The organism is Sinorhizobium fredii USDA 205 (assembly GCF_001461695.1).
Lineage (GTDB): Bacteria > Pseudomonadota > Alphaproteobacteria > Rhizobiales > Rhizobiaceae > Sinorhizobium > Sinorhizobium fredii.
The window spans coordinates 218,898-244,265 of the sequence record NZ_AUTC01000001.1; the positions used below are offsets into that span (position 1 = coordinate 218,898).

General features: G+C 58.3%; 23 protein-coding genes, 2 tRNA genes and 1 pseudogene. 19 read left to right on the forward strand and 7 right to left on the reverse strand.

The features are described 5' to 3' along the window. Positions 1 to 18: 18 nt before the first annotated feature. The 4 genes from N181_RS00960 to N181_RS00975 are packed head-to-tail and all read right to left on the reverse strand — an operon-like array spanning position 19 to position 6,673. Positions 19 to 753 (reverse strand): M48 family metallopeptidase, encoded by a 735-nt coding sequence (locus tag N181_RS00960; protein WP_060563190.1) that lies wholly within the window; start codon positions 751 to 753, stop codon positions 19 to 21. After that, a complete protein-coding gene (locus N181_RS00965) occupies positions 740 to 4,045 on the reverse strand; it encodes a type I restriction endonuclease subunit R (protein WP_060563191.1) in 3,306 nt (1,101 codons plus the stop codon). Before N181_RS00965 ends, N181_RS00960 begins: the two co-directional genes overlap by 14 nt. Continuing rightward, positions 4,042 to 5,169: a restriction endonuclease subunit S gene (locus N181_RS00970; RefSeq protein ID WP_081318969.1), complete on the reverse strand. Its 1,128-nt coding sequence runs from the start codon at positions 5,167 to 5,169 to the stop codon at positions 4,042 to 4,044. The genes N181_RS00965 and N181_RS00970 overlap by 4 nt, the downstream gene beginning before the upstream one ends. After that, complete coding sequence (locus N181_RS00975) at positions 5,159 to 6,673, reverse strand: type I restriction-modification system subunit M (protein ID WP_060563192.1); 1,515 nt, start codon at positions 6,671 to 6,673, stop codon at positions 5,159 to 5,161. Before N181_RS00975 ends, N181_RS00970 begins: the two co-directional genes overlap by 11 nt. A gap of 530 nt (positions 6,674 to 7,203) precedes the next feature. On the opposite strand from N181_RS00975, the gene N181_RS00980 reads away from it, so the two are divergent. The 8 genes from N181_RS00980 (at position 7,204) to N181_RS32750 (ending at position 15,952) form a co-directional block, all read left to right on the forward strand. Further along, positions 7,204 to 9,381 (forward strand): ATP-binding protein, encoded by a 2,178-nt coding sequence (locus N181_RS00980; protein ID WP_060563193.1) that lies wholly within the window; start codon positions 7,204 to 7,206, stop codon positions 9,379 to 9,381. Then, positions 9,348 to 9,983, forward strand: coding sequence for a DUF4406 domain-containing protein (locus N181_RS00985; RefSeq protein ID WP_141322088.1), 636 nt, complete (start codon positions 9,348 to 9,350; stop codon positions 9,981 to 9,983). The genes N181_RS00980 and N181_RS00985 overlap by 34 nt, the downstream gene beginning before the upstream one ends. Before the next feature lie 549 nt (positions 9,984 to 10,532). Further along, positions 10,533 to 11,438 carry a hypothetical protein gene (locus N181_RS00990; RefSeq protein WP_245290971.1) on the forward strand — a complete coding sequence of 302 codons (906 nt, stop codon included), beginning with the start codon at positions 10,533 to 10,535 and terminating at the stop codon, positions 11,436 to 11,438. Positions 11,439 to 12,114: 676 nt separating this feature from the next. Further along, positions 12,115 to 12,669 (forward strand): recombinase family protein, encoded by a 555-nt coding sequence (locus N181_RS00995; RefSeq protein ID WP_060563195.1) that lies wholly within the window; start codon positions 12,115 to 12,117, stop codon positions 12,667 to 12,669. 501 nt (positions 12,670 to 13,170) lie between these two features. Next, the gene (locus tag N181_RS01000; RefSeq protein ID WP_060563196.1) at positions 13,171 to 13,857 is read left to right on the forward strand and encodes a hypothetical protein; all 687 of its coding nucleotides are present in this window, start codon (positions 13,171 to 13,173) and stop codon (positions 13,855 to 13,857) included. Beyond that, the gene (locus N181_RS01005; RefSeq protein WP_060563197.1) at positions 13,854 to 14,591 is read left to right on the forward strand and encodes a ParB N-terminal domain-containing protein; all 738 of its coding nucleotides are present in this window, start codon (positions 13,854 to 13,856) and stop codon (positions 14,589 to 14,591) included. Before N181_RS01000 ends, N181_RS01005 begins: the two co-directional genes overlap by 4 nt. 170 nt (positions 14,592 to 14,761) lie before the next feature. Next, on the forward strand, positions 14,762 to 15,250 hold the full coding sequence (gene rnhA / locus N181_RS01010; RefSeq protein ID WP_060563198.1) for a ribonuclease HI: 489 nt from the start codon (positions 14,762 to 14,764) through the stop codon (positions 15,248 to 15,250). A gap of 36 nt (positions 15,251 to 15,286) precedes the next feature. Beyond that, a complete protein-coding gene (locus N181_RS32750; RefSeq protein ID WP_141322084.1) occupies positions 15,287 to 15,952 on the forward strand; it encodes a hypothetical protein in 666 nt (221 codons plus the stop codon). A 92-nt stretch (positions 15,953 to 16,044) separates the two neighbouring features. Here N181_RS32750 and N181_RS01025 read toward each other — a convergent pair whose 3' ends face one another. Beyond that, on the reverse strand, positions 16,045 to 17,565 hold the full coding sequence (locus N181_RS01025) for a DUF6538 domain-containing protein (RefSeq protein WP_060563201.1): 1,521 nt from the start codon (positions 17,563 to 17,565) through the stop codon (positions 16,045 to 16,047). Positions 17,566 to 17,643: 78 nt separating this feature from the next. After that, a tRNA-Thr gene (locus N181_RS01030) sits at positions 17,644 to 17,718 on the reverse strand. 262 nt (positions 17,719 to 17,980) lie between these two features. Between N181_RS01030 and N181_RS01035 the strand changes: the two genes are divergently transcribed. The 10 genes from N181_RS01035 to N181_RS01080 all read left to right on the forward strand — a co-directional run bounded on the left by N181_RS01035 (position 17,981) and on the right by N181_RS01080 (position 24,237). Continuing rightward, the gene (locus N181_RS01035) at positions 17,981 to 18,199 is read left to right on the forward strand and encodes a hypothetical protein (RefSeq protein ID WP_014327284.1); all 219 of its coding nucleotides are present in this window, start codon (positions 17,981 to 17,983) and stop codon (positions 18,197 to 18,199) included. Between the two features lie 216 nt (positions 18,200 to 18,415). Continuing rightward, a complete protein-coding gene (gene murA / locus N181_RS01040; protein ID WP_012706806.1) occupies positions 18,416 to 19,708 on the forward strand; it encodes a UDP-N-acetylglucosamine 1-carboxyvinyltransferase in 1,293 nt (430 codons plus the stop codon). 160 nt (positions 19,709 to 19,868) lie between these two features. After that, positions 19,869 to 20,309 carry a DUF2948 family protein gene (locus N181_RS01045; RefSeq protein WP_014327286.1) on the forward strand — a complete coding sequence of 147 codons (441 nt, stop codon included), beginning with the start codon at positions 19,869 to 19,871 and terminating at the stop codon, positions 20,307 to 20,309. Between the two features lie 34 nt (positions 20,310 to 20,343). Then, entirely contained in the window at positions 20,344 to 21,648 is a 1,305-nt protein-coding gene (hisD, locus tag N181_RS01050; RefSeq protein ID WP_037391986.1) for a histidinol dehydrogenase, read from the forward strand. Next, positions 21,645 to 22,121 (forward strand): UPF0262 family protein, encoded by a 477-nt coding sequence (locus N181_RS01055; RefSeq protein ID WP_014327288.1) that lies wholly within the window; start codon positions 21,645 to 21,647, stop codon positions 22,119 to 22,121. Before hisD ends, N181_RS01055 begins: the two co-directional genes overlap by 4 nt. Before the next feature lie 11 nt (positions 22,122 to 22,132). Next, positions 22,133 to 22,594 carry an arsenate-mycothiol transferase ArsC gene (locus tag N181_RS01060; RefSeq protein WP_014327289.1) on the forward strand — a complete coding sequence of 154 codons (462 nt, stop codon included), beginning with the start codon at positions 22,133 to 22,135 and terminating at the stop codon, positions 22,592 to 22,594. Between the two features lie 178 nt (positions 22,595 to 22,772). Further along, positions 22,773 to 22,991, forward strand: coding sequence for a translation initiation factor IF-1 (gene infA, locus N181_RS01065; protein WP_014327290.1), 219 nt, complete (start codon positions 22,773 to 22,775; stop codon positions 22,989 to 22,991). Between the two features lie 47 nt (positions 22,992 to 23,038). After that, entirely contained in the window at positions 23,039 to 23,659 is a 621-nt protein-coding gene (locus N181_RS01070) for a Maf-like protein (protein ID WP_014327291.1), read from the forward strand. Between the two features lie 6 nt (positions 23,660 to 23,665). Next, complete coding sequence (gene yacG, locus N181_RS01075) at positions 23,666 to 23,878, forward strand: DNA gyrase inhibitor YacG (RefSeq protein ID WP_014327292.1); 213 nt, start codon at positions 23,666 to 23,668, stop codon at positions 23,876 to 23,878. Between the two features lie 283 nt (positions 23,879 to 24,161). Beyond that, a tRNA-Phe gene (locus N181_RS01080) sits at positions 24,162 to 24,237 on the forward strand. A gap of 212 nt (positions 24,238 to 24,449) precedes the next feature. Here the strand turns inward: N181_RS01080 and N181_RS35410 are convergent. Further along, positions 24,450 to 24,622: pseudogene (locus N181_RS35410) on the reverse strand (winged helix-turn-helix transcriptional regulator); the annotation flags it as partial. Between the two features lie 109 nt (positions 24,623 to 24,731). Between N181_RS35410 and N181_RS01085 the strand changes: the two are divergent. Beyond that, positions 24,732 to 25,262 carry a dihydrofolate reductase family protein gene (locus N181_RS01085; protein ID WP_014327293.1) on the forward strand — a complete coding sequence of 177 codons (531 nt, stop codon included), beginning with the start codon at positions 24,732 to 24,734 and terminating at the stop codon, positions 25,260 to 25,262. Positions 25,263 to 25,368: the final 106 nt, after the last annotated feature.

A 25,368-nucleotide genomic window follows, 5' to 3' on the forward strand; every position in this document is an offset into this window, starting at 1 on the left:
GTCGTCTACTGGCGTTGTTTAGTCGTTCAGGATGATCTCAGCTTTCTCATCCAGAGACCGCTTAACCGCTTCCCATTGAGGCATCGCATGGCTGAGTAGGCGGAAGAACTCCGGGCTGTGGTTATGTTCACGCAGATGGCAGAGTTCATGGGTGATGACATAATCGATGCACTCGCGGTTCGCGCGGACGAGGAACGGGTTCAGAGTAACCGTGCCCCCAGCTGCGCAACTGCCCCAGCGCGTCCTCATTTCCTTCAGCTGGAATTTTGGTATCTCTTGAGGCCAAGGCAAGCTCTTAGAGATAACGCCGAGCCGGTAGGCGAAATAATCCCGTGCCTTCACCTTATACCAAGCCCGGACCCTCGCCCTGACCGCTTCGGTTGACACGTAATCGTGCGCGACCTCCAACAGTCCGCCCTTCAATTTCACCGATCGTTTGTCGCGCGGTACATGGCGAACTTTCAGGCTGTATCGTCGCCCGAGATAGAGGACCTGCTCGCCGCTGACATACTCGCGCGGGAGGACGTGCTCGAAACGGCGCTTCGCATCATGTACATGGTCATGCACCCATCGGGCTCGCTTTTGAACAGCCTTCCCAATATCTTCTGCGGTCGCCTCTTCCGGAGCTTCGACCTCCACCGTGCCGTCGTGATGCACATGAATGCGCACCCGCTCATGGCGGCCGGTGGCGACCCTCACGGTATACTGAATGACTTCGCCACCATAGTGGAGCAATCGTTCAAAGTGTCCCACGGCTCACCCCTAAACGCACGATCTCTACGACTCGATCGATGAGGGCGGTTGTTCGGTCGAGCCCTCCCAGTTCCTTGAAGTAGCGGGGCAGGAGTTCGCGGCGAATTTCCGCCTCCACATTCGCGGGATTGATCGAATGTTTGGCAACGGCACCGATGACGACGCTGTCGATATGCATCGCTTCCGATACCAGCCAATCCTCGCCACGTTCCTGTGCCACGGGTTCGCCGAGAACAACGGGAAAGAGCCCATAGTAAGCCTTTGCGTGGCGATTATCGCCGAAGCGTTCCGGCACGTTCGGGTTCGCTCGGGCTTTGGCCTTTTGCTCAAGGTCCTTGAAGAGCAGGAACTGTTTGTGCGGATGGTCGAACAAGGCTTCTGCCTCGCGGATCGCATTGCGCAACAGTTCAGAGAAGACTGCTTGGGCGTAAGGATCGTCTGCAAGGTCCTGCTCGATGGTCTTCGTTAGGCGCGTCTTGATAACATCGGTTTCCGCTCGGGTCTTCTCGTCTCCCCATGTTTGCGGATCATCGAGCGAATATGCTGCCTGATCGCGTTCGGCCATGCCGGTAATATCGATGACGCCTTCCGAAGGCTTGATGTCTACGCCGACGACCTGCCGATCGACGAGGTTCTTGATCTGCTTTTCGTAAGCCGAGAAATCGACCGTCTCCTGCGCGTCCAACTTTGCTTGAATGCGCAATTCGGTGAAGAACTTCAGATCCCTTTTGTAGGTCGCGATGGTTGCTTCATCGAAAGCCGTGTCCTCGAAGAAGGCGCGTGACGACAGGGCGAGCTTCATGCAGATGCCAAATTCCGTCAGTGCGGCGTAGAAGTCCTCGCGAACCTTTTGGTTCCGGTCGTAGCCGATGCCGGTTTCTCCGAGAACGGTGTCGGGCACTAGAACGCGTCTGAACTGCTCCCGGTCGCCCTTGTTCTTCACGTCGGCAAAGATAGCCCAAACTTCATCATGAAGGGCCGGAAGCCTTTTGTACTCGGTTGAGACATTCGCATAGATGCCGGTGATGTCGTCAATGTCGAAGCCGCCCTGTGTGCGTTCGGCAAGGTCCCGATAGGCGGTAAGGGACGTATCGAGTTCTTTCAGGATGCCCCGATAGTCGATGAGAAGCCCATAAGGCTTCTGTTCGTGCAAACGGTTTACCCGTGCAATTGCCTGTAGCAAGTTATGTTCGCGAAGGTACTTGTCGATGTAGAGCACCGTGTTGCGTGGCTCATCGAAGCCGGTCAGCAGTTTGTCGACCACGATGAGAATATCGGGCGGACCTTCCGTGCCGAAATCCTCAATGACCCGGCGCTCATAGGCTTCTGCATCTGCGCCGACATTCGCCGCCCACCACTTTTGCACCTCGGGCGTTTTTGCCTCGTTGGTGTCTTCGTGGCCCTCGCGAGTGTCCGGGGTGGAAATTATCACGGCGCTGGTCACTAGACCGGTGGCGTCGAGAGCTTCCTTGTACCGGATAGCTGACAGTTTGCTGTCGGTGGCCAACTGGGCCTTGAGCCCAAGCCCTTTCCAGTTACGCGAGAAGTCCTCCGCAATGTCCATCGCAATGAGTTCAACGCGATTGTTCGCACGGTATATGCTGCCGCGTGTTGCGAACTTCTTTTTTAGGTCGGCTTTCTGCTCGTCGGAAAGGCTCGCTGTGATCTTCTCGAACCATTTGTCGATGGCCTGTTCGTTGATATCAACTAGCGGCCTCCGCTCTTCGTAGAGCAGTGGCGTCACGGTACCGTCTTCCACGGCGCGTCGCATTGTATAGGCGTGAAGGATCGGGCCGAACTTGTTCTGCGTTTTGTCGTCCTTCAATAGTGGCGTTCCGGTGAAGGCGATAAAGGCCGCATTTGGCAGCGCCTTGCGCATTCGCTCGTGGTTCTCGCCGCCTTGGCTGCGATGCCCTTCATCGACCAGAACGATCAAGTCGGACGAGGCATTGTGGCATTCGGCATGGCGGGTGGCGCTATTGAACTTTTGCAGCAGCGTGAAGGTGATACGCTCTGTGCCGCTCCCAATGCGGCGGGCTAGATCGCGTCCGCTCTGTGCCTGGGCGTCATCCCCTTCCTTTTTTGTCGCCAAGGGAGACCCGAAGGCTCCGCCCGAAACGAAAGTCCCGGCAAGCTGGCGCTCAAGGTCGAGCCTGTCAGTGACAACGATGACGCGGCAACGCGAAAGCTCGTCGTCAATGAGCAGCGCCTTTAGCAGGAACACCATAGTGTAGGACTTGCCCGAGCCCGTGGTATGCCAGATGACGCCGCCTTCGCGCCCACCGTCACGGCCCCGTTCGGAGACCCGCGCCAGCATCGACTTAACGCCAGAAATCTGCTGGTAGCGAGCCACGATCTTGCCGACCTTACGGTCAAATAGGGTGAAATACCGGATGAACTCCAAAAGCCGGGAGGGGGAAAGCAAGCCGATGATTGCGGTGTCCTGCCCCGTGGCTAGTACAGGCGAGGACCATAGTGCCTCGAAATGGCCGTACATGAACGGTGGACGCTCGGCAAATAAAGCCTCGCGCTGCTCAGTTGTCAGTGGTGTGTTGACGAGAGCCGTTAGCGCATCGACCGATATTTCTTCCTCGCGCCATGCGGCATAGAACTTCATCGGGGTTTCGGTCGTGCCGTAGCGGGCATCGATGCCGGAGATGGAAAGCAGAAGCTGCGCATAGGCATAGAGCGGGCGTATGCCGTCTGGTTTCTGGTTGCGCAGATGCTGGGAAATGCCCTCTTTCAGCATATCCTTGTCGGGGTTCGAACCGACTGGGCGTTTGGCCTCGATCACGGCCAGCGGAATGCCGTTAACGTAAAGCAAGATGTCGGGGCGGAAGTGCCCATGCGCTCCCTCACGTTCCACCGATAGTTCCTCGGTTACGTGCAGCAGGTTACGCTTGGGGTGGGTGAAATCGATCAGTGGCACGGTGACGGAGTGCTTGTGTCCGTCCGGCATGAACTCGCTGACCGTCACGCCAAGCGTCAGGTGCTTGGTCGCACGTTCGTTTGCCGCCGTCAGTCCTTCGGCAAGCCCCGTGTCGGTGATCGCCTTGACGACTTGTGCGATGCCACCGGACGAAAGCGGATGCTCGTTGCCGCGATAGGTGAAGCGATAGGCGGAAAGCCAGCCCCTAAGGGCGTCCTGCATGAGCACCGCTCGTTCGCTGCCACGGGCGCTGAGACACGCACTCGGCGTGAGGTAGGACCAGCCCAGCTTCATCAGCAGCGCGAGCGCCGGAACCTTTGCCTGGCTTTCCTCGTCGGTTCTCGGGCGCTGCGGAGCGCTCATATTACCACCCGTCTCTTGCCGCTGAGAAGCTGCTGCATGAGGGCAGACTTTTCTAGCCTGAGAAGTTCTAGATCCGATTTGAGTTTCACTTCGAGTGCGGTCGCCTCTTCTAAGACGGCCCCTATTGCCTCTTGTTCGGCATATGCAGGTACTGGAACCTGCGTGGTCAGAAACTGAGAAGGGCTAATATTAAGTAGGCCATTGTTCCGCACGCCCGTATTCACCAGTCGACCAAGTTGCGGTCGCAGGTAATCAGCGGCAAATAGGGCCTTGAAAAACCGGCGGCTTAACCCTTCTCTTAGCCGAAAGCAAACATAAACATGTGGAACGAGACCGGTCGGGAACTCATTCAGATCAAAAACGCATCCAAATTCGAACGTCTTCGAATTGCCCTTGTTGTAGGCGAATTCACCCTGCCGCAGCAGGATGTAGTTCTCAACGCTCTTGCCCGCCATATATCGGCGGTACTTCTGGTCCTGTCTGACAAAGCCGATGGTGGAGGAGATCGTAAGAATTGGATGATCCCCTCCGTCAGTTTTGCGCTGAATGCGAGTAGAGATTTCAGCCAGAGGTTTGTGCAGCCACGGGCCGGAAAACCCCTTCAGCCGCCGCTTGCCGGTGAGTAATTGCTGCATGAGCGACTGTTTCTGCGCCTCGGCATTGGCCAGCCGTTTTTCGGTCGTTTCGATAGCTTTGTCCCATGTGGACAAGATTTCCGCGATCTTCTTTTGTTCGGGAAGAGGAGGAAAGACGCATTTCTGCCGATGGACATTGTTCCGGTTCAGGGTGGGAACCGAGGATGCTTCACCAAGCCTTGAAAGGTCCATCCATTGGAGAAAATACCACACAAACTTGGGGTTGCTTTTCTTGAAGTCAGTTACCCAAAGCGTGGTGTCATGGGGCCAGAACGGTGTTTCCACGAAATACACGGGGCCAACCGCACCCTTTCGCCCAGTGACTATTCCCGGAGGCGCAACTCTCATTGTATCGTGAAAGTAGCTTATGCCGGACGAAGAATAGACGGGTATTGGCCCGTCGCGAGCCTCGGCCTTCGTCAAATCGAAGCCACGCTGCAACTTGAAGAAATCGAGTACCACTCCAACCTGCCACCCCTCAGGAACCATAGCCGAGCTCCTTCAGGTATCCCGCCATCTTCGCTTCAAGTCCGCCCATTTCGACCTTCAGCGCGTCGCGTTCAGCCAGCACGGCCATGAGGTCGATTTCCGCCTCTTCCTCAGATGTATCGACATAGCGCGGAATGTTGAGATTGAAGTCGTTTGCGGCAATTTCCTCTTGGCGAGCAAGGTAGGCATATTTCTCGATGCTTGTGCGATCGTCATAGGCGGCGAAGATGCGGTCGATCTGATCATCGCCCAGGCGGTTCTGGTTGGGGCCTTCGATATAACCGCCGCTGGCATCGATGAAGAGGACGTTGGTGTCGGCTTTCTTCTTGCGGAAGACGAGGATCGCTGCCGGTATGCTAGTGCCGAAGAACAGCTTTTCCGGTAGCCCGATGACGGCATCGAGCAGGTTCTCCTCGATCAGCTTCTGACGGATAACCCCCTCGCTGGAACCACGGAACAGGACGCCATGCGGAACGACGACAGCCATCCGACCTGTCTTCGGCTTGAGCGTCTCAATCATGTGCAAGACGAAAGCGTAGTCGCCCTTCGTCTTAGGTGGCATCCCTCGCCGGAAACGACCAAAGCGGTCCTTCAAGGCTTTCTCCGCACCCCATTTGTCGAGACTGAAGGGCGGGTTGGCGACGACCACATCGAAGTGCCGCAGCATGTCGTCGCCTGTACGAAGCTTCGGGTTGCCGATGGTGTCGCCCCATTCGATCTGGTGGTTAGCCTCGCCATGCAGGAACATGTTCATCTTCGCGAGCGCCCATGTAGAGCCAATGGCCTCCTGACCGAACAGCGCATAGTGAGCCTTGCCGTTCGCCTTCTTCCGTACCTCACGGGCGCATTTCAGCAACAGGGAGCCTGACCCGCATGTCGGATCGCAGATTTCGTCACCCTCCTGCGGTTCTACCAGCCGTGCCATAAGCGCTGAGACTTCGGCTGGCGTGTAGAACTCGCCCGCCTTCTTGCCCGCCGAGGCAGCAAACTTGGAGATCAGGAATTCGTAAGCGCCGCCGATGATGTCGAGGTTGCCGACGCGGCTGGGACGCATGTCCAGTTCAGGCTTGGCGAAATCCTCCAGCAGCAGTCGCAGGATGTCGTTCTTCTGCTCTTCGTCGCCCAAACGGTTCGCGTTGAAGGAGATGTCCTGAAAGACGTCTCGCAGCTTGTCGCCATTCGCCTCTTCGATAGCATGGAGCGCCTTGTCGATCCGCTCGCCGTTGCCGGGCTTATGCCGGTCGCGATAGAGGGCGTCGAAGTCCTTGCCACGCGGCAGCACGAACTGTTCCTGCGCCATCACCGCTTCGATTAGTTCGGGATGATCGCCGTGCTTTTCCTTGTAGGCGGCATAATGGTCCTTCCACACATCGGAGATGTATTTCAGGAACAGCATGGTGAGCACGTAGTCCTTGTAGATCGAGGCATCGACGGTACCCCGGAACGTGTCACAGGCAGCCCAAGCCGCCTTGTTAATGGTATCCTGTGTGATGCGCTCCAGCATCGTGCCCCCTCTGTCAGTGCTTCAGTTGGCCAATAACAGGTCAATCCCGAGGCACGAATCATCGTCTGAATGCTGTTCCAGACTTTTCTGTTATCTCAGCTTGTTTTCAACCCTACAGGGCGAAGGCGACCGATCCAAAAGTCGGATTAGAAAGTAGGTGTAGCAATCTGATCATGTAAGTCTCTGGCCGCCCCGCGCCATGAGAGTCGAGGCCACACTTACCTGTCCGAGAGTTGGGCGCCCAAGTTGCCCATGAAGAAAACTTCAACGCGAGGTGTAGTCAATCCAAATGAGGGCCGCCCCAAAATGTTTGGCGAAAATTTCTGAGACGCCCATCGGATTGAATGAACGCGCAGAGACCCCCGTGCCCCCCGTGCCGCCATCGTTCGCGGTCCGCTCTGCCTTGTGCCTCTTTCCTGTGGAGATTTCGGTCCAGAAGGGCTATCTGCGTCAGATCGTAATTGGCTGGTAACGTGCCGAAGACAATATGCGCGGGGCGCCACGCATCGGCTGAACAATTGGGAGATGATATGGGCTTGCTCGAAGACTATCTGGCATCTGAATACCTCACGTATCGTCAGGACATGACCGCGCTCGCACGGTCGATCTCCGACTCGATGGAGATGTTCCTTCGCACGAGCACGTCAAAGGGTTGGCCATACGTATGCAAGAGCTCAGGAGATAGCGGTGAGCCCGAGGCCATCTCCCATGGGACCATGGCGATGGTGCTAACGGCTATTGGAAGAGCAACCGGTTTTTGTTCCACCACTTCAGGCGCCTTTAGCCGGTTCGTAGAGAACCCAAAATTTAACAGTCTGGTCCTGAGTAGCTTAAAGGCGCTCGCTGACGACATGGTTGCCCATGGTTCATCCGGGAAGACTGATCTACTGCCCCTATCTGCCTCTTTCGGCCACGGAAACCCACTCACAGTGAGCCATATTGTTGATTTGCTTGTGTCGTTAGATGCCCAGCGAGCGGTTGCAGAAATTGACGCCACGAAGCGCAAACAGGTGGAGCTGCAAAGTAAAACCATCTCCTCGTCCATTGAAGCCGCAGGTTTAAGTCTAGAGAAAATTGTCAGCGGATCATTTGATTCTCAGGATTTATTGGTAACCGCCTCTCCGAGTGAAAAGTATTATCGAAACGCATTTATTCCCTTGCGCGCGGTTAGAGCTGCTAGAGATCTTGTGAAGATAGGCAGTGGTCCAGACCTGTATGCAAGGTTAATTACTCACAGGCCCTTCTTTGAGGCGACGCTGCATGAACAATTATCTTTCAGCGCGATTCCAGACAGTCGCTTCGACGCGGCCGAACTAGTGTTCAGCCTCGAAGGGCTCGTGCTATGCGCCAAGGAGGCGGTTGATTCCACTCTCTTCTGTCGAGTTTTGGAAGTTCTCGAAGAAAAGCAGAACACGAGTGCCCACTGGCGGCCGAGCAAACCGTTTCTTGCTGCATCAACCGGGGCAATCTTTTTGCCCCTAAGCGTGGAAGTGGCGAATTCTCTGATGCGCTCTATAGCCATCATGGATCAGGGGCGGACGCACGATACGTACACATCAAAGAGTATCCCGCTGTTAAAGCGCTTCTGGAGTTGGCTGCAAGCAAGGGCTGTCCGCTTGTTGCTTGATGGCGTTAATTGCTTGGGCTGGCATTCGGAGCACATCAACGCTCCTGACCTCGTTCACCCTTGGGACACCAGCTTGGTTGTCGAGTTTATGATCGGTTACCACGAGCTGCTGGAACGCGAGATTCAGACAAGCACACTTCAGCTGTCAGGTCTCCAGTGGGCTCGGTCCGGACGCATCGATCCTGGCACCATAGAAAAGCGGTGGGCTGAAGTTGTCGCGAAAATGGAGCCATCTCTTGGCCGCGCACAAGAGGAGCAAGTTTATTGGCGCATCGGCGAGGATTTTGTTAAAGGCTGGGCCTCAGGAAAGCCCGGAAACTACTCCATGCTCTTGTACGGCCCGCCCGGTACAGGAAAGACGAGCGTCGCTGATAATTTATCAGAACAGCTTGGAATGCCCCTGATCACTGTAACGGTCAGTGACTTTCTTGGGAGAGGCGGGGCCAATGTCGAGAACCGCGCGAAAGCAATTTTCCAAACGCTAGAGCACCAGCGCGACGTTATAATCTTGTTCGATGAGATCGACAGTTTCTTGCTAGATCGCGACAGTAAATTCTATCGAGATCAAGATAGCCTTTTCCAATTCCTTACGCCAGGGATGCTAACAAAGTTCAATAATCTCAGGAAGGCGAAGAGGTGTATCTTTATTATTGCGACGAACTATGAAAATCGAATTGATCCCGCGATTAAGCGAACCGGGCGCATTGATCAAAGCTACCTGTTACCATTACCAGACTCTGCACGGCGGAAGAAAATACTTGAGAGCGCGGGCTTGCCGGACGGGCAATACACTCACGAATTGCGGAGAGCGTCCGTATTGTTTGGATTCGGCGATCTAGTCAAGGCCGCCAAGGCTGCCAAAGGTGATCCCGCCGCGATCATCGAGGCCCTGAAGAGGGCCCCACGCGCAACCAGTTTCGATGCATATTTAAGGCGTCATGGGGCAGAGCCGGCAGATCTACCGATCGCAGAGCTCAACGACCTAATCCGTCTTTCAGGAGATGCTGGCGGCTGTGATGAACTCGATAAACTGAAGGAAGACGAACGTTGGAAGAAGGTTCAGGAAAGGCTAAGCCACTAAGGACCCCAGAGGATCTGGGTAACGTTTCCGCTGCGGAACTGCAAGCGAGTAAGCTGACCTCGATCCATGCAGCAATTCTTCAAGCTTGGGAATGCGCTTTTGGCGAAAAAAAGATTATTTACTTGAGTGGACCCATCACAACGGGTCGTCGCATGGTTGATAACATCCGAATCGGCGAAGTATCCGGTGACGATGCTATTATAGCCGAGAATACCGCTTACTTAGTCGGAGTTGCCAATCGACTGCGGAATAAGCGCGGCGACGTAGTGGTAGAGCCCGCAAGCCTGAAAATAGCTGGATGGACCCAGCATGATTACTTGGTGCTCTGGGAGGCGCTTATTGCCCGCCACGCACGCCTCGTCGTCTTTGTGCCAGACTGGGAGTATAGCATTGGATGCGTGACAGAGTACGCGATGGCGAAGGCACGAGGTGTACCAACCGAGACGTACGATGGGATCCCCCTTCATACGGACGACGCGGTCAAAATTCTGAGCATCGCAAGCAAGAATATATATCCAGACAGACATCATCCTCGATTGAGGCGGCTTTATGAAGCCATCGAGTCCACTATCGAGACAATCAAGGCGATTGGAACTACCTAAGGTAGCTGCGACGAGGGTGATTTGAAGGGGCTCGACCGATCCCTTGATCGTAGGGATAATGCGACGGCTACGCGACGAGGGTGTTATGGGATTTTACAAGGATGAGTCGCTCAACGAGTTGGCGGGTGACAGGAATGTTGCTCAGTTCGTCAGCTTTGAGCCAAAAGCTGGTGGAGGGCTCACGCAGCGCTTTTGCCGCATAGCTGGTTATCCATCCAATCACCAATTTGCAGCGCCAGAGGAAGCTGTAAGCGCACTCCTTAAAGAAAGCGCTGCCCTCTCCGTAAACATTCGCAGCTTCCTCCCGAACGATCCTCGAAGCAAAGAGTTTCTTTACGGCCTAACGCAACTGAATGACATCATTGGTAATCTCCGGAGATTGGCGAAGTCTGGTCTTTTTCTCATTGTGAACGAGACGATCGACGTTATGGACGGGGCGTTTCTGGGGTTGTTCAGGGCGGCGTCATCGAGTTCGCTCCGGACGACACTCCCCGCTGCGTGGAGAAGCCAGGCACTGCTTCTCTCCCGTTTGCATTGGGAATGCGCCTTTTGGAAACAGTCTACGGCTTCCGGCCCGATCTGCATCCTGCCAAAGAGGAGCGTATTGAGTTCAGTATCCATCCCCGTGCTCAGGGGTGGATGAGGACGCATACTCTGGTGTGGGAGCGCGAGCGGGGCGCGATGGGAACAGCTTCAGCCAAAAACTCATGGCCGAACCGGTTCAGTAAACACATCGGTGATAAAGCGTTCGGCCTATTGATGGCGGACGACCTAGGACTTCCTGTTCCGCGCACGGTTGTTATCGGTCGTCGGGTCGCACCTTTCAGTTTCGGACGGGAAACTGGCAGTACCGAAGTATGGGTTAGAACTGCCCCCTCGGTGCCTCAACCGGGTCGTTTCAGTACTGTTAAAGGCTGGGTTGACCCGTTCGCGTTGTTAACTAGGGAGGATCCTAACGGCGAATTCATCTCATCGGTGCTCTGCCAAGCAGCCATACCCGCCGAGTTTTCCGGCGCGGCAATAAGGGGCGGTAACGGAAGTTTCATTATTGAGGGCACGAAGGGAGAGGGTGACCGGTTCATGCTCGGGCTGGATTTGCCTCAGGAACTTCCGGGCGACGTTATCGAGAAAGTTGAATCTACGTTCAACGAACTGACCTCAGCATTTGGCCCCGTGCGTTTCGAGTGGGTGTACGACGGCTCGCGCGTTTGGGTGGTGCAGTTGCACAGGGGCGCCACCGAAACAATAACTGGTGTTTTGGTACCGGGAGACGCCGAGAGGTGGCAGCGAATTGAGGCGGCACTACCGCTTGAAGAAATACGGAGCGCAGTAGAGCAACTTGAAGATGGATCCGGATTGATCATCGTCGGGGACATCGGGCTGACCAGCCATATCGCGGATGTCGTCCGAAAGGCAGGGCGTCCCGCACGCTTGGAAAGAGCTGTTGCTGCGTAATATACGATATCCTTATAATCGAGCCGAGTTTTCAGAAGAGGGAAGCGAATAAAGGCGCCCTCTTCTGACCTAATGGGGTAAGCGCTGGCTCGGCAATGATCTTACTTCTAATGTCAAAAGGGGCGCTCACTGTGGACCGCCCATCTTCAGAATTTTTCCAGATCCCGATCGTGTCATTGAACCCTGCCTATGTGACATCGTCAAAGAGTGCCACAGCAACTCATCGAACGATGCAACTCGCAGTCACGGCGAGGTGGCCTCATTGGGGTGTGACTTTGGATAACCGGCTTGCACTAGTTCGACAATGGATGATCGACAACGCAAATAGACCGATGACTGCCGGACCTTGTTAATCGGACCGGGGCTCCCAGTGGGGTGAATGCCGGATCTTTCGGTGGAAATGCGCAGCCCATCTGAGAAGTGGCCAGCCGCAGCTATCCTCCAATACCCTTCGTCCCTCCTGAACGCCTCACTTTCTTGTCGGTCTCGGTTTGCGATAGAGTTAGCTGGGCATACGAGCATCCCAATGCTTCTGTGCGGGCCGGGTGACGCCGGATCGAATTGATAGTCGCCGCTGCACGTCCACTAAGTTTACTTTCTGGACAGAGGTCACTTGACCGTACACTTCGCGTCCACTAACCATATGTCCACATTTCTCTTAGAGTGAGGACATCGCATGATCGTCGGCTACGCCCGAGTTAGCTCCACCGGCCAAGACCACCAGACACAGATCGATCGCTTGAAGGAATCTGGCTGCGAGAAGGTCTACAGTGAGAAGCTCAGCGGCCTCGATCGAGATCGGCCTGAACTGCAGAAGGCGCTAGAGTTCGTCCGAGAGGGTGATGTGTTGATCATCACAAAGCTGGACCGGTTAGCCCGTAGCGCCTCCCACCTCCACCAGATCGTCGATGGGCTGACGGCCAAGGGTGTCGGCTTCAAGGTGCTTGACGACAGCGGCATCGATACCACGACCCGGTCGGGCAAGCTGCTCTTTGGTATCCTCGCGTCGTTTGCCGAGTTCGAGACCGCGTTGCGGCGTGAGCGGCAGTTGGATGGAATTGCCAAGGCGAAGGCTGAGGGTAAGACCGGTGGCCGACCGGCGCTCATCACCGCAGAGATCAAGGCCCAGATCGCGGCTATGAAGAACGGCGGGGCGAGCGTTCGTAAGATTGCTGCAGAGGTCGGGTTCAGCAAGTCTGCGGTTCAGAAGGTGATTGAGGAGGCGCGGTAGGACGCGCTCCCGGACGGATGCTGTCCATACATGAGCGTGTCCGTGTCTCTGGTTATAGGGTCGATTTGCCTCAACAAACTGCGAAACGGGGCGCGTCCGAAAAAAAGTTTTGTCACATGTGGGAGGAAATTTCCCACACGGGCCTCGCAAGTTCCTGAAAAGATTGGCGCCTCAAGGGATTTATGATCCCCTGCGTCTACCGTTTTCTTATCGTGTTGAATTTCAAAGGTTTTTTGCCTTGACGGCGGCGGCTTCTATAGCCATCTTCTGACCACCGCAGAGAACACCTGTCAGTCACCCGGAAGGCACCGCCCCCGGGAACGGAGAAGTGCGTCCTGACGGTCGGGCCGGTGACCAGCCGGGGCAGCAGCATCGGGGACAACCCCAAGCAAGATGACTAACTCCGTGAAAGTCCGGGGTCGAGTGGGTCCAGTGATCCCGAAGCAAGCCCCAACCTCGTCGGCCCGAAAGTCAAAACCAACCAGATAGTTAGGAGTATCCATGTGCCGTGTTGACGGCTGTTTCAGACCTGCAACGAAGTTTAGTCACCTGTGCGAACGGCACCGCAATGTCGCTCGCGTTCACGGCGATCCTCTTCAAAGGGGCATCACCAAGGCTGACCTGAAGCCCTATCTCAAGGCGATACGCGACTACCTGCACAAGCGCTCTGGCCCCCGGGCAGAAGCAATCATCAGCCGGGACTGGGAGCGTGTGCTGTCGAGCAGCCAGGCGTTCCTTGAACGCGCTGAGCGGGGCGAGCCACACAATCTACATTCACGCAACGCGGCACTGGTCGTCATTGACGTGGATGGAGAGCAACACCCTACCGACATTGCCGTGACGCTGATGGCGCTCGGTTATTTCTACGCCGACCAACCAAGCCGTTGGGCATCCGATCAGGGCTTCCAATTCCAAGCCGTTCGGATGTTTCGGAAGCTCGCAAAACACCAGACCGACTACTCATGGACGAGAACGGGGCAGATGATCCGAAGCTCGGCAAAGCGCTGCCCTCAGGGGACTACGAAAGCCTTGTGGCAGTCCATCACAGCCACCGGGTTCATTGGCTACGGCATCCAAATTCAAAAGCAAATCGAGAAGGAAAGACGAATGAGACAGAAAGACCGCATCGCGGATTTACGCGAGATCCTCGGGGCTTCGGCAGCGACCACTTACGAGACCGCTGAATGAAGACCGGAATAATCCGCCTCGACAGCCTTGTGATGGACCCGGCTTTGCAAATCCGAAGCTCGACCTCGGCGGCTACTGTGGCGGAGTATCGGGATGCCATGAGGGCGGGCGTGGAGTTCCCTCCGATCACCGTTGCAGCCATCGATCCGATGGACGATCTCAAGGGCTTCAGGCTCGTTGATGGATGGCATCGCGTCCTCGCTGCGCAGAAGATCGGATTGGGACGGATCAGCACCGCAATCGTGGACGAGACCGACCCGAAGCGTCTGCGCTGGCTGGCCGCCAACGCTAACCGTAGCCATGGTCTCCGGCTGGGTCGAAAGGATCGAAGGCTCGTCTTCAGGGCATACGTTCAGGCGGGAGAGCATCGTCACAAAGATCGAGGGCAACGGGTCAAGTCGGCTCGCGAAATGGCACGAGATCTTCAGGGCATCGTCAGTGACCGCCGTATCCCCGAGTGGATGAGGCAGGACTTCCCCAAGGTTTACGAGGCGATGCAGAAGGGCGGACTTGAGGAAAACCCGGGAGCAGATTTCGGCAAGAGCCACCCCGATGAGCGCCATCGAGAGTTGGCCCATCACTCCCTTTCGCAGTTCACCGCCGCGTTCCGAGCGCTCACTTCGGACGCCTACAAAGCCGAATTGCTCGACAGCATCACGAGCGCGACCCGCGATGTCGCTATCATAACTACCGGCGAGGACGTGGGCCCGACTTTCGTATCCGACGAGTTCTGACAAGTACTCGCTAAATCAATGACTTAGGTCGAAACCGCGAAATTTCGCATCGATGGGGGCGCAGCGGTGCCTCCATCCCACTGGTTTCATTGAACAATTACGGAATTGCCAAGCTCGCTGGGCAACCTCGGGACTGGTTTCCGTCAACAGACAATCTCAAGGAGAAACATATGCAGACTGGCGAAAACACTAAGCACGACGCCTTCATTCTCATCAACACCGACGGTGCTTGCTCGGGCAATCCAGGTCCCGGAGGCTGGGCAGCGGTCCTCAGGAAGTACGAGCAGGGCGTGGAACGGAAGGTGAAGCGAATAAGCGGAGCCGATCCCCAAACGACGAACAACAGGATGGAGATGAACGCCGCGATCGCCGGGCTGGAGGCAATCAAGAACAACGCCCATGGCCGCCTCATCGTAATCCGCAGCGACAGCCAGTTGCTCATCAAAGGAATGACGACTTGGCTCGCGAACTGGAAGCGTAATTCGTGGCGCAAGTCCGACAAGCGGCCGGTCGAGAACCAAGATCTTTGGATGCAACTCGATGCGCTCGCGGAAGGGAAGAACCTTCGATGGGAGTGGACGAAAGGCCACAATGGCGATGCCTACAACGAAGAAGCGGACCGTCTCGCAAGTCAGGCGATGCGGACGGCACTCATTTGAAAAAACGGCAATTTACGCAGAGAGTATGAGGCCAAATTGGAAGACGCTAGCTTTAAGATTATCACGCTGTCTTGGAAGAATGCCGACGCGCGGGACCTAGTAGAGTTCGAAGTGGTTTGCTGCCCGACTGGCAGAAACGGAGACCCGATAATTTCATCAAAGGTCGCATCGCTTCGCGGGTGGGTGCTGGACCTTGGATACTACCCGACACCTCGCGATTATCGTGTTCTTGATCTCTTCGATATGCGGAGTGGTCATGCCGAAGATGTCTTCCACGTACTTACTGGCCGACGAGCCATGATCAAACGCGCCTTGCCAGATCTCGACCTTGAGTGCTCGGGCAGATTTCTTCATTTGGAGGAACTCTCCGTCGAAGAGAAGTTTCGTGGAAAGCGCCTTGGTTTACGTTTGATACGGGAGGCGCAGAATATGTTCGCGCGGTATGACACCGTAGCGATCGTCAAGGCGCATCCTGACGGCACCAAGCCATCGGATGACGATTGCCGGAAGCTAGCGGATTACTACGCCTCAGACCCCACAACACGCTTTAAGCCCGTTTCCGTCCGCAGCCTCCCGGGTTGGCTGATATCGTATTGGGACGAACCGACAGTTCACGACGGCGATGCACCGTTCTGGTACTTGGAAGACGTGCCCGTCACATCATCACGCTCCGCTAATGATGGTGCCGTAACCTCAACATAGTTTAGCCGGCGTTCACAGGGGAGCGGCGATGGCGCACTGCCGGGACGGGGCCACCCAGGGTCCAGTCCCGGCACCTCGCTGATCAGCCTACACTAAACGCGAACATCGTATTTCGGCAGCTTCAAGATTTCGCGGTACAACGCCTTCATCCCGAACTCCCCATATTCAAAGTTGGACGTCCCATCCTCATGGCCCTGTATGGCTGCCATGTAGTGGACGCTTATATCAACGTCGCGAGCGACTGTTTTGAAGCGGTGCCGCCATGCGTGATTGGGCTGTACCCGTGGATCTTTCACGTTAGCCGTTTCTCGCACCCAGTCGCTTACCTTGCCGCGAACGCTCGCTGCTTGCGTGTGACCCGCTTTACGGCTTCGATTGTTCGGCAAATAGAAAATCGGCCCCGCCGGACGCTCGCGGATGACTTTCAGCAAGCCCAATTCGATCAGATGAGGATGGAGCGGTACCATCCGATACACGCCAGTCTTTACGGAGCCAGCCTCGGGTGTGATCTTTATGAACGGGATCCCGAACTGTTCCGTGAAATCCTCCCGGCGCAACTGCGTGATCTCCCCCGCACGGGCTCCCGTATAGGCGCAAATCCAAGGCACCCAGCGACAAGCGAGCTTATTGAGAGTGGCCATTCCTCCAAGCGTCGATGGATCACGCATGGCACACGTGAGGATCGTCTTTGCCTCATCATCCGTAAAGCCCTTGGGCCGCTCTTTGATCGCTCGTGGAACCGCCACTTTCACGTTGGCCGTCGGATCAACGGCTATGCGTGATTTGGCCAAGCCTACTCGAAACACAATTCGGATGGCAGCGAGATATTTGCCGTTCACTGTCTTCGCCGACAGTCCCTTCTCGTGTCTCAGAAAGTCGCAATATTCTGACACGTTAAGCGGTGTGATGCGGCCCACTTCTTCATGACCAAGATAGTCCCTGAAGCTCTCGATCTTCTGCCGGAAGTCACCCGGGGTACGGGGAGATCCATTTCCTGCGAGATGATCCCGCTCCCAGAGGTCGAACAAGTCTATGAGCGAAATGCCTTTGGCTGAAGTCTGCCTTTTTTGAATCGGCGGGAATCGATTGGCTCGAGGATCGGGACTGTAATCGCCTTGAGCTTTTTTGAGCTGCTGCTCTCCTGCCTGAAGAAGCGCGTCATGGGCTGAGCGGATCAGCTTATCGCGGCTTTCCGCATCTGTTTTGAAGCCTTCGCTAAGCAGCAGCTGATCGACACTTTCGCCGTACCATTGCTCCCAGTTTCCGGCTTTAGCCACGCGCATGGCCAGATCGATGATGTTTTGCCAAAGCGACGGACTACCCGGATCATCATCAAAGCGTTCAATGATTTTGCGGTAGACTTTGCCGCTGAGGGCAACGATCTGTTTCTGCGTAAGCGGCTCGGGCTGAGACCGGAGTGTCTTCCACTCTTGCGCTACCTTTCGCTCCTTGTCGGAGAAGAGTTCCTTAGCGAGAGCGGGGTCTTTGGTGCCTAGCGACACTTTGACTTCGGTCTTGCCGAGGACGCCGATCAAATCAGCAGGTACGCGAACACGGAAGTAGTAGACGCCAGTCTTGGGATGTTTGAATGGACGGGGCATTTGCAGAACCATTGTGGCCACCTATGTGTACCACCGAGGCGCTTTCAAGTCTCTGATAACAGCTAAGTTTTTGACACGGCAGGGGAAAACTGGTGCTGCTAGAGAGATTTGAACTCTCGGCCTCTCCCTTACCAAGGGAGTGCTCTACCCCTGAGCTATAGCAGCATCCGGCGGCGTTGGGTGATAAGCCGCAGCAAGCGAGGCGCCTATTGCCATAGCTTGAGGGGGAGCGCAAGCCGCAATTCGAAGTTTTTGTCGGAGCCGGCTCGTGCCTGCCTGCGGCAGCACCGGTTCGGAATCACAAAATCTCCCGTTTCCAATGTGTTAGCGCCGGCCGGGATCGGAAAAACGCTTCCACATTTTCGGCACTTTTGCCCGGTCGGAAATCGCCTTGCCGCTTCCGGGGCGGCTGGTTTTGCGCTAATCCATGCACATGCAGAACGATGACGACAAGGACCGCGCGCCGGGGCCGCGAAGCGGCGCGAAAGCCGGCAAAAGCGAGGCCGAGGTGAAGCGCCAGCGGCTGGCGAAGACGCTGCGTGACAATCTCCAGCGCCGCAAGCAGCAGGCGCGGGCCCGCCGGGCCGGCGACGCCGACGAGACATCCGGGCTGCCTGCCGCAAAATCGGACGAATCGGACGATTAATGCATGTCGACCAAAACTGTGCAGCGGTTTTGGGATGACGGCATGCAGGAGGAAAGTGATCGGCGGGGAAGAGAACCGTTTGAATCGCGACTACCGCCATTCCTGTCGACTTCGCATTTCAAGGCACTTCTAATTTCGCGGCATCTCCACTATGAGACGCCCTTCAGAGACACCGGATTTTTTAAGAAAGCGGGCGGCGCCCGTGCGAGAGGCCCCATGGATCGCATCAGGATTGTAGGCGGAAATCAACTTCACGGGGTCATCCCCATCTCCGGCGCGAAGAACGCCGCCCTGCCGCTGATGATCGCGTCGCTTCTCACCGACGATACGCTGACGCTCGAAAACGTGCCGCATCTCGCCGATGTCGAGCAGCTGATCCGCATCCTCGGCAATCACGGCGCCGATATTTCCGTCAACGGCCGGCGCGAGCGCCAGGGCGAGAGCTACGCCCGCACCATCCACTTCACCAGCCGCAACATCGTCTCGACCACGGCGCCCTACGAGCTCGTCTCGAAGATGCGCGCCAGCTTCTGGGTCATCGGGCCGCTGCTCGCCCGCGAGGGCAAGGCGCGCGTCTCGCTGCCGGGCGGCTGCGCCATCGGCACGCGGCCGGTCGATCTCTTCATCGAGGGCCTGACGGCGCTTGGCGCCAACATCGAGATCGATGGCGGTTACGTCAACGCCACGGCGCCGGAAGGCGGGCTGACCGGCGGGCGCTATGTGTTCCCGAAGGTTTCCGTCGGCGCCACGCATGTGCTGATGATGGCGGCGACCCTTGCCAACGGCACGACGGTGATCGGCAATGCGGCCCGCGAGCCGGAGGTCGCCGATCTCGCCAAGTGCCTGAACGCCATGGGGGCGAAGATCACCGGTGCGGGCACCGGCACGATCACCATCGAGGGGGTGCGCTCGCTGTCGGGCGCCCGCCATCGCGTGCTGCCCGACCGTATCGAGACCGGCACCTATGCCATGGCGGTGGCGATGACCGGCGGCGACGTGATCCTCGAGGACACCGAGGCGAGCCTGCTCGACACGGCGCTCGAAGCGATCCGCCGGGCGGGCGCCGAGATCAGCGAGACGAACAGCGGCATCCGCGTCGTCCGCAACGGCGCCGGCATCCGCCCGGTCGATATCGTCACCGATCCCTTCCCGGGTTTCCCGACCGACCTCCAGGCCCAGTTCATGGGCCTGATGACCAAGTCGAGCGGCGTTTCCCACATCACCGAGACGATCTTCGAAAACCGCTTCATGCATGTGCAGGAACTGGCGCGGCTCGGGGCGAAGATCTCGCTCTCCGGCCAGACGGCGAAGATCGAGGGCGTCGGCCGCCTGAAGGGCGCCCCGGTGATGGCGACCGACCTGCGCGCTTCGGTCTCGCTCGTCATCGCCGGCCTTGCCGCCGAGGGCGAGACGATGGTCTCGCGCGTCTACCATCTCGACCGCGGCTTCGAGCGGCTTGAAGAAAAACTGACGCGCTGCGGCGCCCATGTGGAGCGCGTCAGCGACTGATTCCTGATGCATGTCGCCGAAAAGTGTGTGCCGGTTTTGGCATAACGACATGCGCAAAAACAGATCCCGCGCCTGAAGCCGTTGCGGTTTCGGGCGCGACGTCTTATGTCCTTGATGATTGCGGTGCAAAACTCTGCGCCGGACGACAGGGATGGATCGCATGGATGCTTTGAAGCTGCTGGCACTCGACGAGGAAGACCTGGGGGTCGTTTCCGCTCATGTGCAAGACGCAGTCTTCAAGGTCGCCGGCATCCATTATGATGCGCGCCGCCGGCAGTTTTCCCTCGTCATCAACCGCTTCGTCTGGGAAACGGCGGAAGGCAAGCGCAAGAATTTCGAGCGGCGCCGCGCCTTGCTGTCGTTCAAGTGCGTCACCGCCGTGCGCTCGCTCGGCTTCGACCGGGCCGACATGGAAGCGGTGCTCGATCTCCTGGCGGTGCAATTCCTGGTCAAGGGGGAGGGGCCGGAGGGAACGGTCGAGCTGGTGCTCGCCGGCGATGCCTTGATCGCGCTCGATGTGGAATGCATCGAGGCGCAGCTTGCCGATACCGGCGGGGCGTGGGAAACCGCGTTCAGGCCGCGCCATCCCGAAGGCGGCTGAGCAGAACGGCGCCACCAGCAAGAGGATCATCGCATTGGCAATCCGGTTGAACTTTCTCGATAGCGGCTTCGAACGTGACTTCGCCGCGTTCCTGACCACCAAGCGGGAGGTTTCCGAAGACGTCAACGCCGTGGTGCGCGCCATCATCGACGACGTCCGCGCCCGCGGCGACGCGGCGCTCGCCGATTATTCCGCCCGCTTCGACGGCGTGGATTTCAGCGTCAGGCCCATGGCGGTCGGCGCGGCCGAGATCGACGCGGCGATCGCCGCGGTCGAGCCCGAAGTGCTCGGTGCTTTGAAGGTTGCGGCGACCCGCATCGAGTCGCATCACCGCCGGCAAGTGCCGAAGGATGATCTCTACGAGGACCGGATGGGTGTCGGCCTTGGCTCGCGCTGGACGGCGATCGATGCGGTGGGGCTTTACGTCCCGGGCGGCACCGCCAGCTATCCGAGCTCGGTTCTGATGAATGCGCTGCCGGCCAGGGTCGCCGGCGTGCCGCGCATCGTCATGGTCGTGCCGACAAGGGGCGGTGCGGTCAACCCGGCCGTGCTGGCGGCAGCAAGGCTTGCCGGTGTCGAGGAAATCTATCGCATCGGCGGCGCCCAGGCCGTCGCGGCGCTTGCCTACGGCACCGAGACGATCGCGCCGGTGGCGAAGATCATGGGTCCCGGCAATGCCTATGTCGCGGCCGCCAAGCGGCAGGTCTTCGGCACCGTCGGCATCGACATGATCGCCGGCCCTTCGGAGGTGCTGGTGATCGCCGACCGCGACAACGACCCGGATTGGATCGCCGCCGACCTCTTGGCGCAGGCCGAGCACGACGCCGGCGCCCAGGCGATCCTGATCACCGATGATGCCGCCTTCGGCGCGGCCGTCGAACAGGCCGTCGAACGGCAGCTGAAGACGCTGCCGCGCAGCGAGACGGCGACGGCGAGCTGGCGCGACTTCGGCGCCGTCATCCTGGTACCCGATCTCGACAAGGCGGTGCCGCTCGCCAACCGGATCGCCGCGGAGCATCTTGAGCTGGCGATGGCCGATCCGGATTCGATGGTGCCGAAGATCCGCAATGCCGGCGCCATCTTCATCGGCCGCCACACGCCGGAGGTGATCGGCGACTATGTCGGCGGCTCCAACCATGTCCTGCCGACGGCGCGCTCGGCGCGCTTCTCCTCCGGCCTCGGCGTGCTCGACTATATGAAGCGGACCTCCATTCTTCGACTTGGGCCAGAGCAGTTGCGCATCCTCGGCCCGGCGGCGATCGCGCTCGCCAAATCGGAGGGCCTGGAGGCGCATGCTCGCTCCGTCGCCATCCGCCTCAATTTCGGGGAGGAGGGATGAGGGCCGATCGCCACCTCAGGCTCTGTGATGTCGTGCTGGACGAGACGATCGGCCGCTCGACCCCGGACGTCGAGCACGAGCGCGCGGTTGCGATCTTCGATCTGCTGGAAGAGAACTTGTTCGAGCCCGTCGGTCACCCGGGCGGGCCCTATCGGCTCAATCTGTCGCTCGTCGACTCGAAGCTTGTCTTCGCCATCTCGACCGATGGCGGCGAGGCGGTTTCCACCCATATTCTGTCGCTCACCCCGTTTCGCCGCATCGTGAAGGACTATTTCCTGATCTGCGAAAGCTATTACGAGGCGATCCGCTCGGCGACGCCGAGCCAGATCGAGGCGATCGACATGGGCCGTCGCGGCATCCACAACGAGGGCTCGCAGACGCTGATGGATCGGCTTTCCGGCAAGATCAGGCTGGATTTCGATACGGCGCGGCGCCTCTTCACCCTGGTCTGCGTGCTCTATTGGCGCGGCTGACGGAGGCGGACATGACCGGGATCGCCGCGCCAGGATCGAAGATGCCCCGCTCGATCCTCTTCATGTGCGGCATGAACGCGATCCGCTCGCCGATGGCCGAGGCGCTCGCCAAGGCCGCGCTGCCGAAGGGAACCTATGTGGCCTCGGCCGGCGTGCGGCACGGCGAGCGCGACCCTTTCGTCGACGTGGTTCTCGATGAGGTCGGGCTGACGATCGGGCGTCACCAGCCGCATACGCTCGATGAGCTCGAGGACGATTACTTCGATGTCATCGTCACGCTGGCGCCGGAAGCCCATCACAAGGCGCTGGAACTGACCCGCTCCATGGCCGTCGACGTCGTCTATTGGCCGACGCCGGATCCGACCGTGGCGACCGGCACGCGCGACCAGATCGTCGGCGCCTACCGCGCCGTCAGGGACCACCTCGCCGGCCTGATTGCCAGCCGGCTGGCCGGCCGCGAGAAGGTCGGTTGAAGGACGGCGCCCTTCGCTTTTGCGTCGCTGAAAGCCATGGGGGCAGCGTAGGGTAGAATTGCCGAAAAAACGGGTATCAAGGCGGGTTCACAAATCCCTGGCGATTGTGTAGTTTCCGGCAAAATTTTCGGGATGCGTTGGCGCATCCGCGATTGAACATGAGAAAGCACAATCCTTTATGGCGAAAGAAGAAGTCCTCGAATTTCCGGGCGTGGTCACCGAATTGCTTCCGAACGCGACGTTCCGCGTGAAGCTTGAGAATGACCATGAGATCATCGCCCACACGGCCGGCCGCATGCGCAAGAACCGCATCCGCGTTCTTGCCGGCGACAAGGTGCTGGTCGAGATGACCCCCTACGACCTGACCAAGGGCCGCATCACCTACCGCTTCAAGTAGGTCCCTGCCTGGCGGCGGCAATCTTCAATATTTGACGGCTCGCTTCGATGACAGCCACCCAGAAACTGATATTGGCGTCCGGATCGCCGCGTCGCGTCGAGCTTTTGGCGCAGGCCGGCATCGAGCCGGCGCGGCTGCTGCCGATGGACCTCGACGAGACGCCCAAGCGCGCCGAGCACCCCCGATCGCTGGCACGCCGGCTTTCCGCCGAGAAGGCCAAGGCAGCGCTGGCGGCGATCAAGGGGGAGCCCGGCTGGGACGGCAGCTATATTCTCGCGGCCGACACGGTCGTCTGCGTCGGCCGCCGCATCTTGCCGAAGCCGGAGCTGTTGAGCGAAGCGTCGAGCACGCTCCACCTCCTGTCCGGCCGAAGCCACCGCGTCTATACCGGCATCTGCCTCGTCACGCCGGACCGGACGATCCGCCAGAAGGTGGTCGACACGAAGGTCCGCTTCAAGCGCCTTTCCGGCTTGGACATCGAGACCTATCTTGCCTCCGGTCAATGGCGCGGCAAGGCGGGCGGCTATGGCATCCAGGGCATCGCCGGAAGTTTCGTCGTCAAGCTCGTCGGCTCCTATACCAATGTGGTAGGCTTGCCGCTCTACGAAACCGTCAATCTCCTCATCGGCGAGGGTTACGACGTCCACGGACGCTGGCTGGAAGGCTAAAGACGAGTGAGTGGCGAAGGCAAGAAGAACGGTTCGAACGTCGAGCCCCTGCGCCCGACGCGGCCCTGCGCGGAATGCGGCCGCCCGTCGGTGCGCGAGCACTATCCCTTCTGCTCCGAGCGCTGCCGCAATGTGGACCTCAACCGCTGGCTTTCCGGCTCCTATGCGATCCCCGTCGCCGACGACGAGTCGAAGGCCGACGACGGCGAGGATCGCTAGACGATCCCAGCTTCGCTGCGGAGCGGCGCCGACCGGCGCATCGGCAATCCTATCCATCGGCAAATCTGTGCAGTCGCCGCGATCCGACTGGGCCTGGTCTGCGGCGCGATCCTGCTGAATCCCTTCGCTTTTCACGGCTTTTCCTCGGCTCGCGGATTTCCATCAAAAAAGAGTCATTTGGTGCTGGACACGGCCGAACAAGATGCTATAACCCCGCTCGCTTCCGGGGCGAACCAAGCGCCCTGGCGGCTTCCAGGCGGAAGCCGCTGCCAAAAGGCAGGATGCCCGGATAGCTCAGTTGGTAGAGCAGCGGATTGAAAATCCGCGTGTCGGTGGTTCAAATCCGCCTCCGGGCACCATTCAGTCCAGCCAAACCTGACTCAACCTGTTGGTCTCGGAATAGCCTCGACATTTCCGCGGGTTAGCCGATATTTCATCGGCTCTGTGGGCCTTTTATCCTAGTTTCGTGCCTCATTCTCTGCTTTTGGGCGCCCCGTCTCAGAAGGCCGTTCCCGCCAGCGACAATTATTTGCTGGCTGGCAGTTTCCGAGACAAGTTCGCTCTGTCCGCAACGGGATACCAATCCGGCTTTTTCCGGGCGCGTCAGCCGGTCGGCCAGAATGTTCGAGGCTATCCGCTCCTCCGACCGGGTAGCAACGCGCTGGAGACGACGATCAGGCTCCAGCGATCCCCCTGCGCCTCGAGAACCAGATTGATCGGGCCGCCCGAGCGTGGGGCATTCATGTGCACTCCCAAACCAATTGTGATATGAGATCAGTCGATCTAACTTACAATTGATTGCGTAATGCAATCAGACCCGCGAGGATGTGACATTTAGGGAAACGAAGTGGGTATGGCTAAGCTCGTGTTCGGAATGAACCAGTCCCTGGACGGCTACGTCGATCATATGGCGTTTGCGCCAAGCCCCACACTCTTCCGCCACTTCATCGAGGAGGCTCAGGCGCAGGCGGGCAGTGTGTACGGTCGCCTAATGTATGAGGTCATGCGTTACTGGGACGACGACCATCCTGAATGGGATGCTGAGCAATATGCCTTCGCGGCGGCGTGGCGGAACCAGCCGAAATGGGTCGTCTCGCGCTCGTTGAAGTCTGTCGGCCCCAACGCCAGGCTTGTTGAGGGCGATCTTGAGGGCGCGATCCGCGCGTTGAAGGCCGAGCGCGACGGGGAGATCGAAGTTGCTGGCCCGGACTTGGCGCAAAGCCTCACCGAACTTGGTTTGATCGATGAATATCGAATCTACCTGCACCCCGTCGTGCTTGGTCACGGCAAGCCATATTTCGCCGGACCTCGGCCGCCGCTCCGCCTTGTGACTAATGATCGGATTGGCGAGGATGTCATCAGGTTGACCTACGTTCCTGCTTAATCTCGCGACTCGCCGGATGGAACTCGCCCCTGACGTCTGGTCTTGGGTTAGGCCCAAGCGACGGAAACGGCCCGCTTTGGTGGCAGACCCCGACGATGTGGTGCGT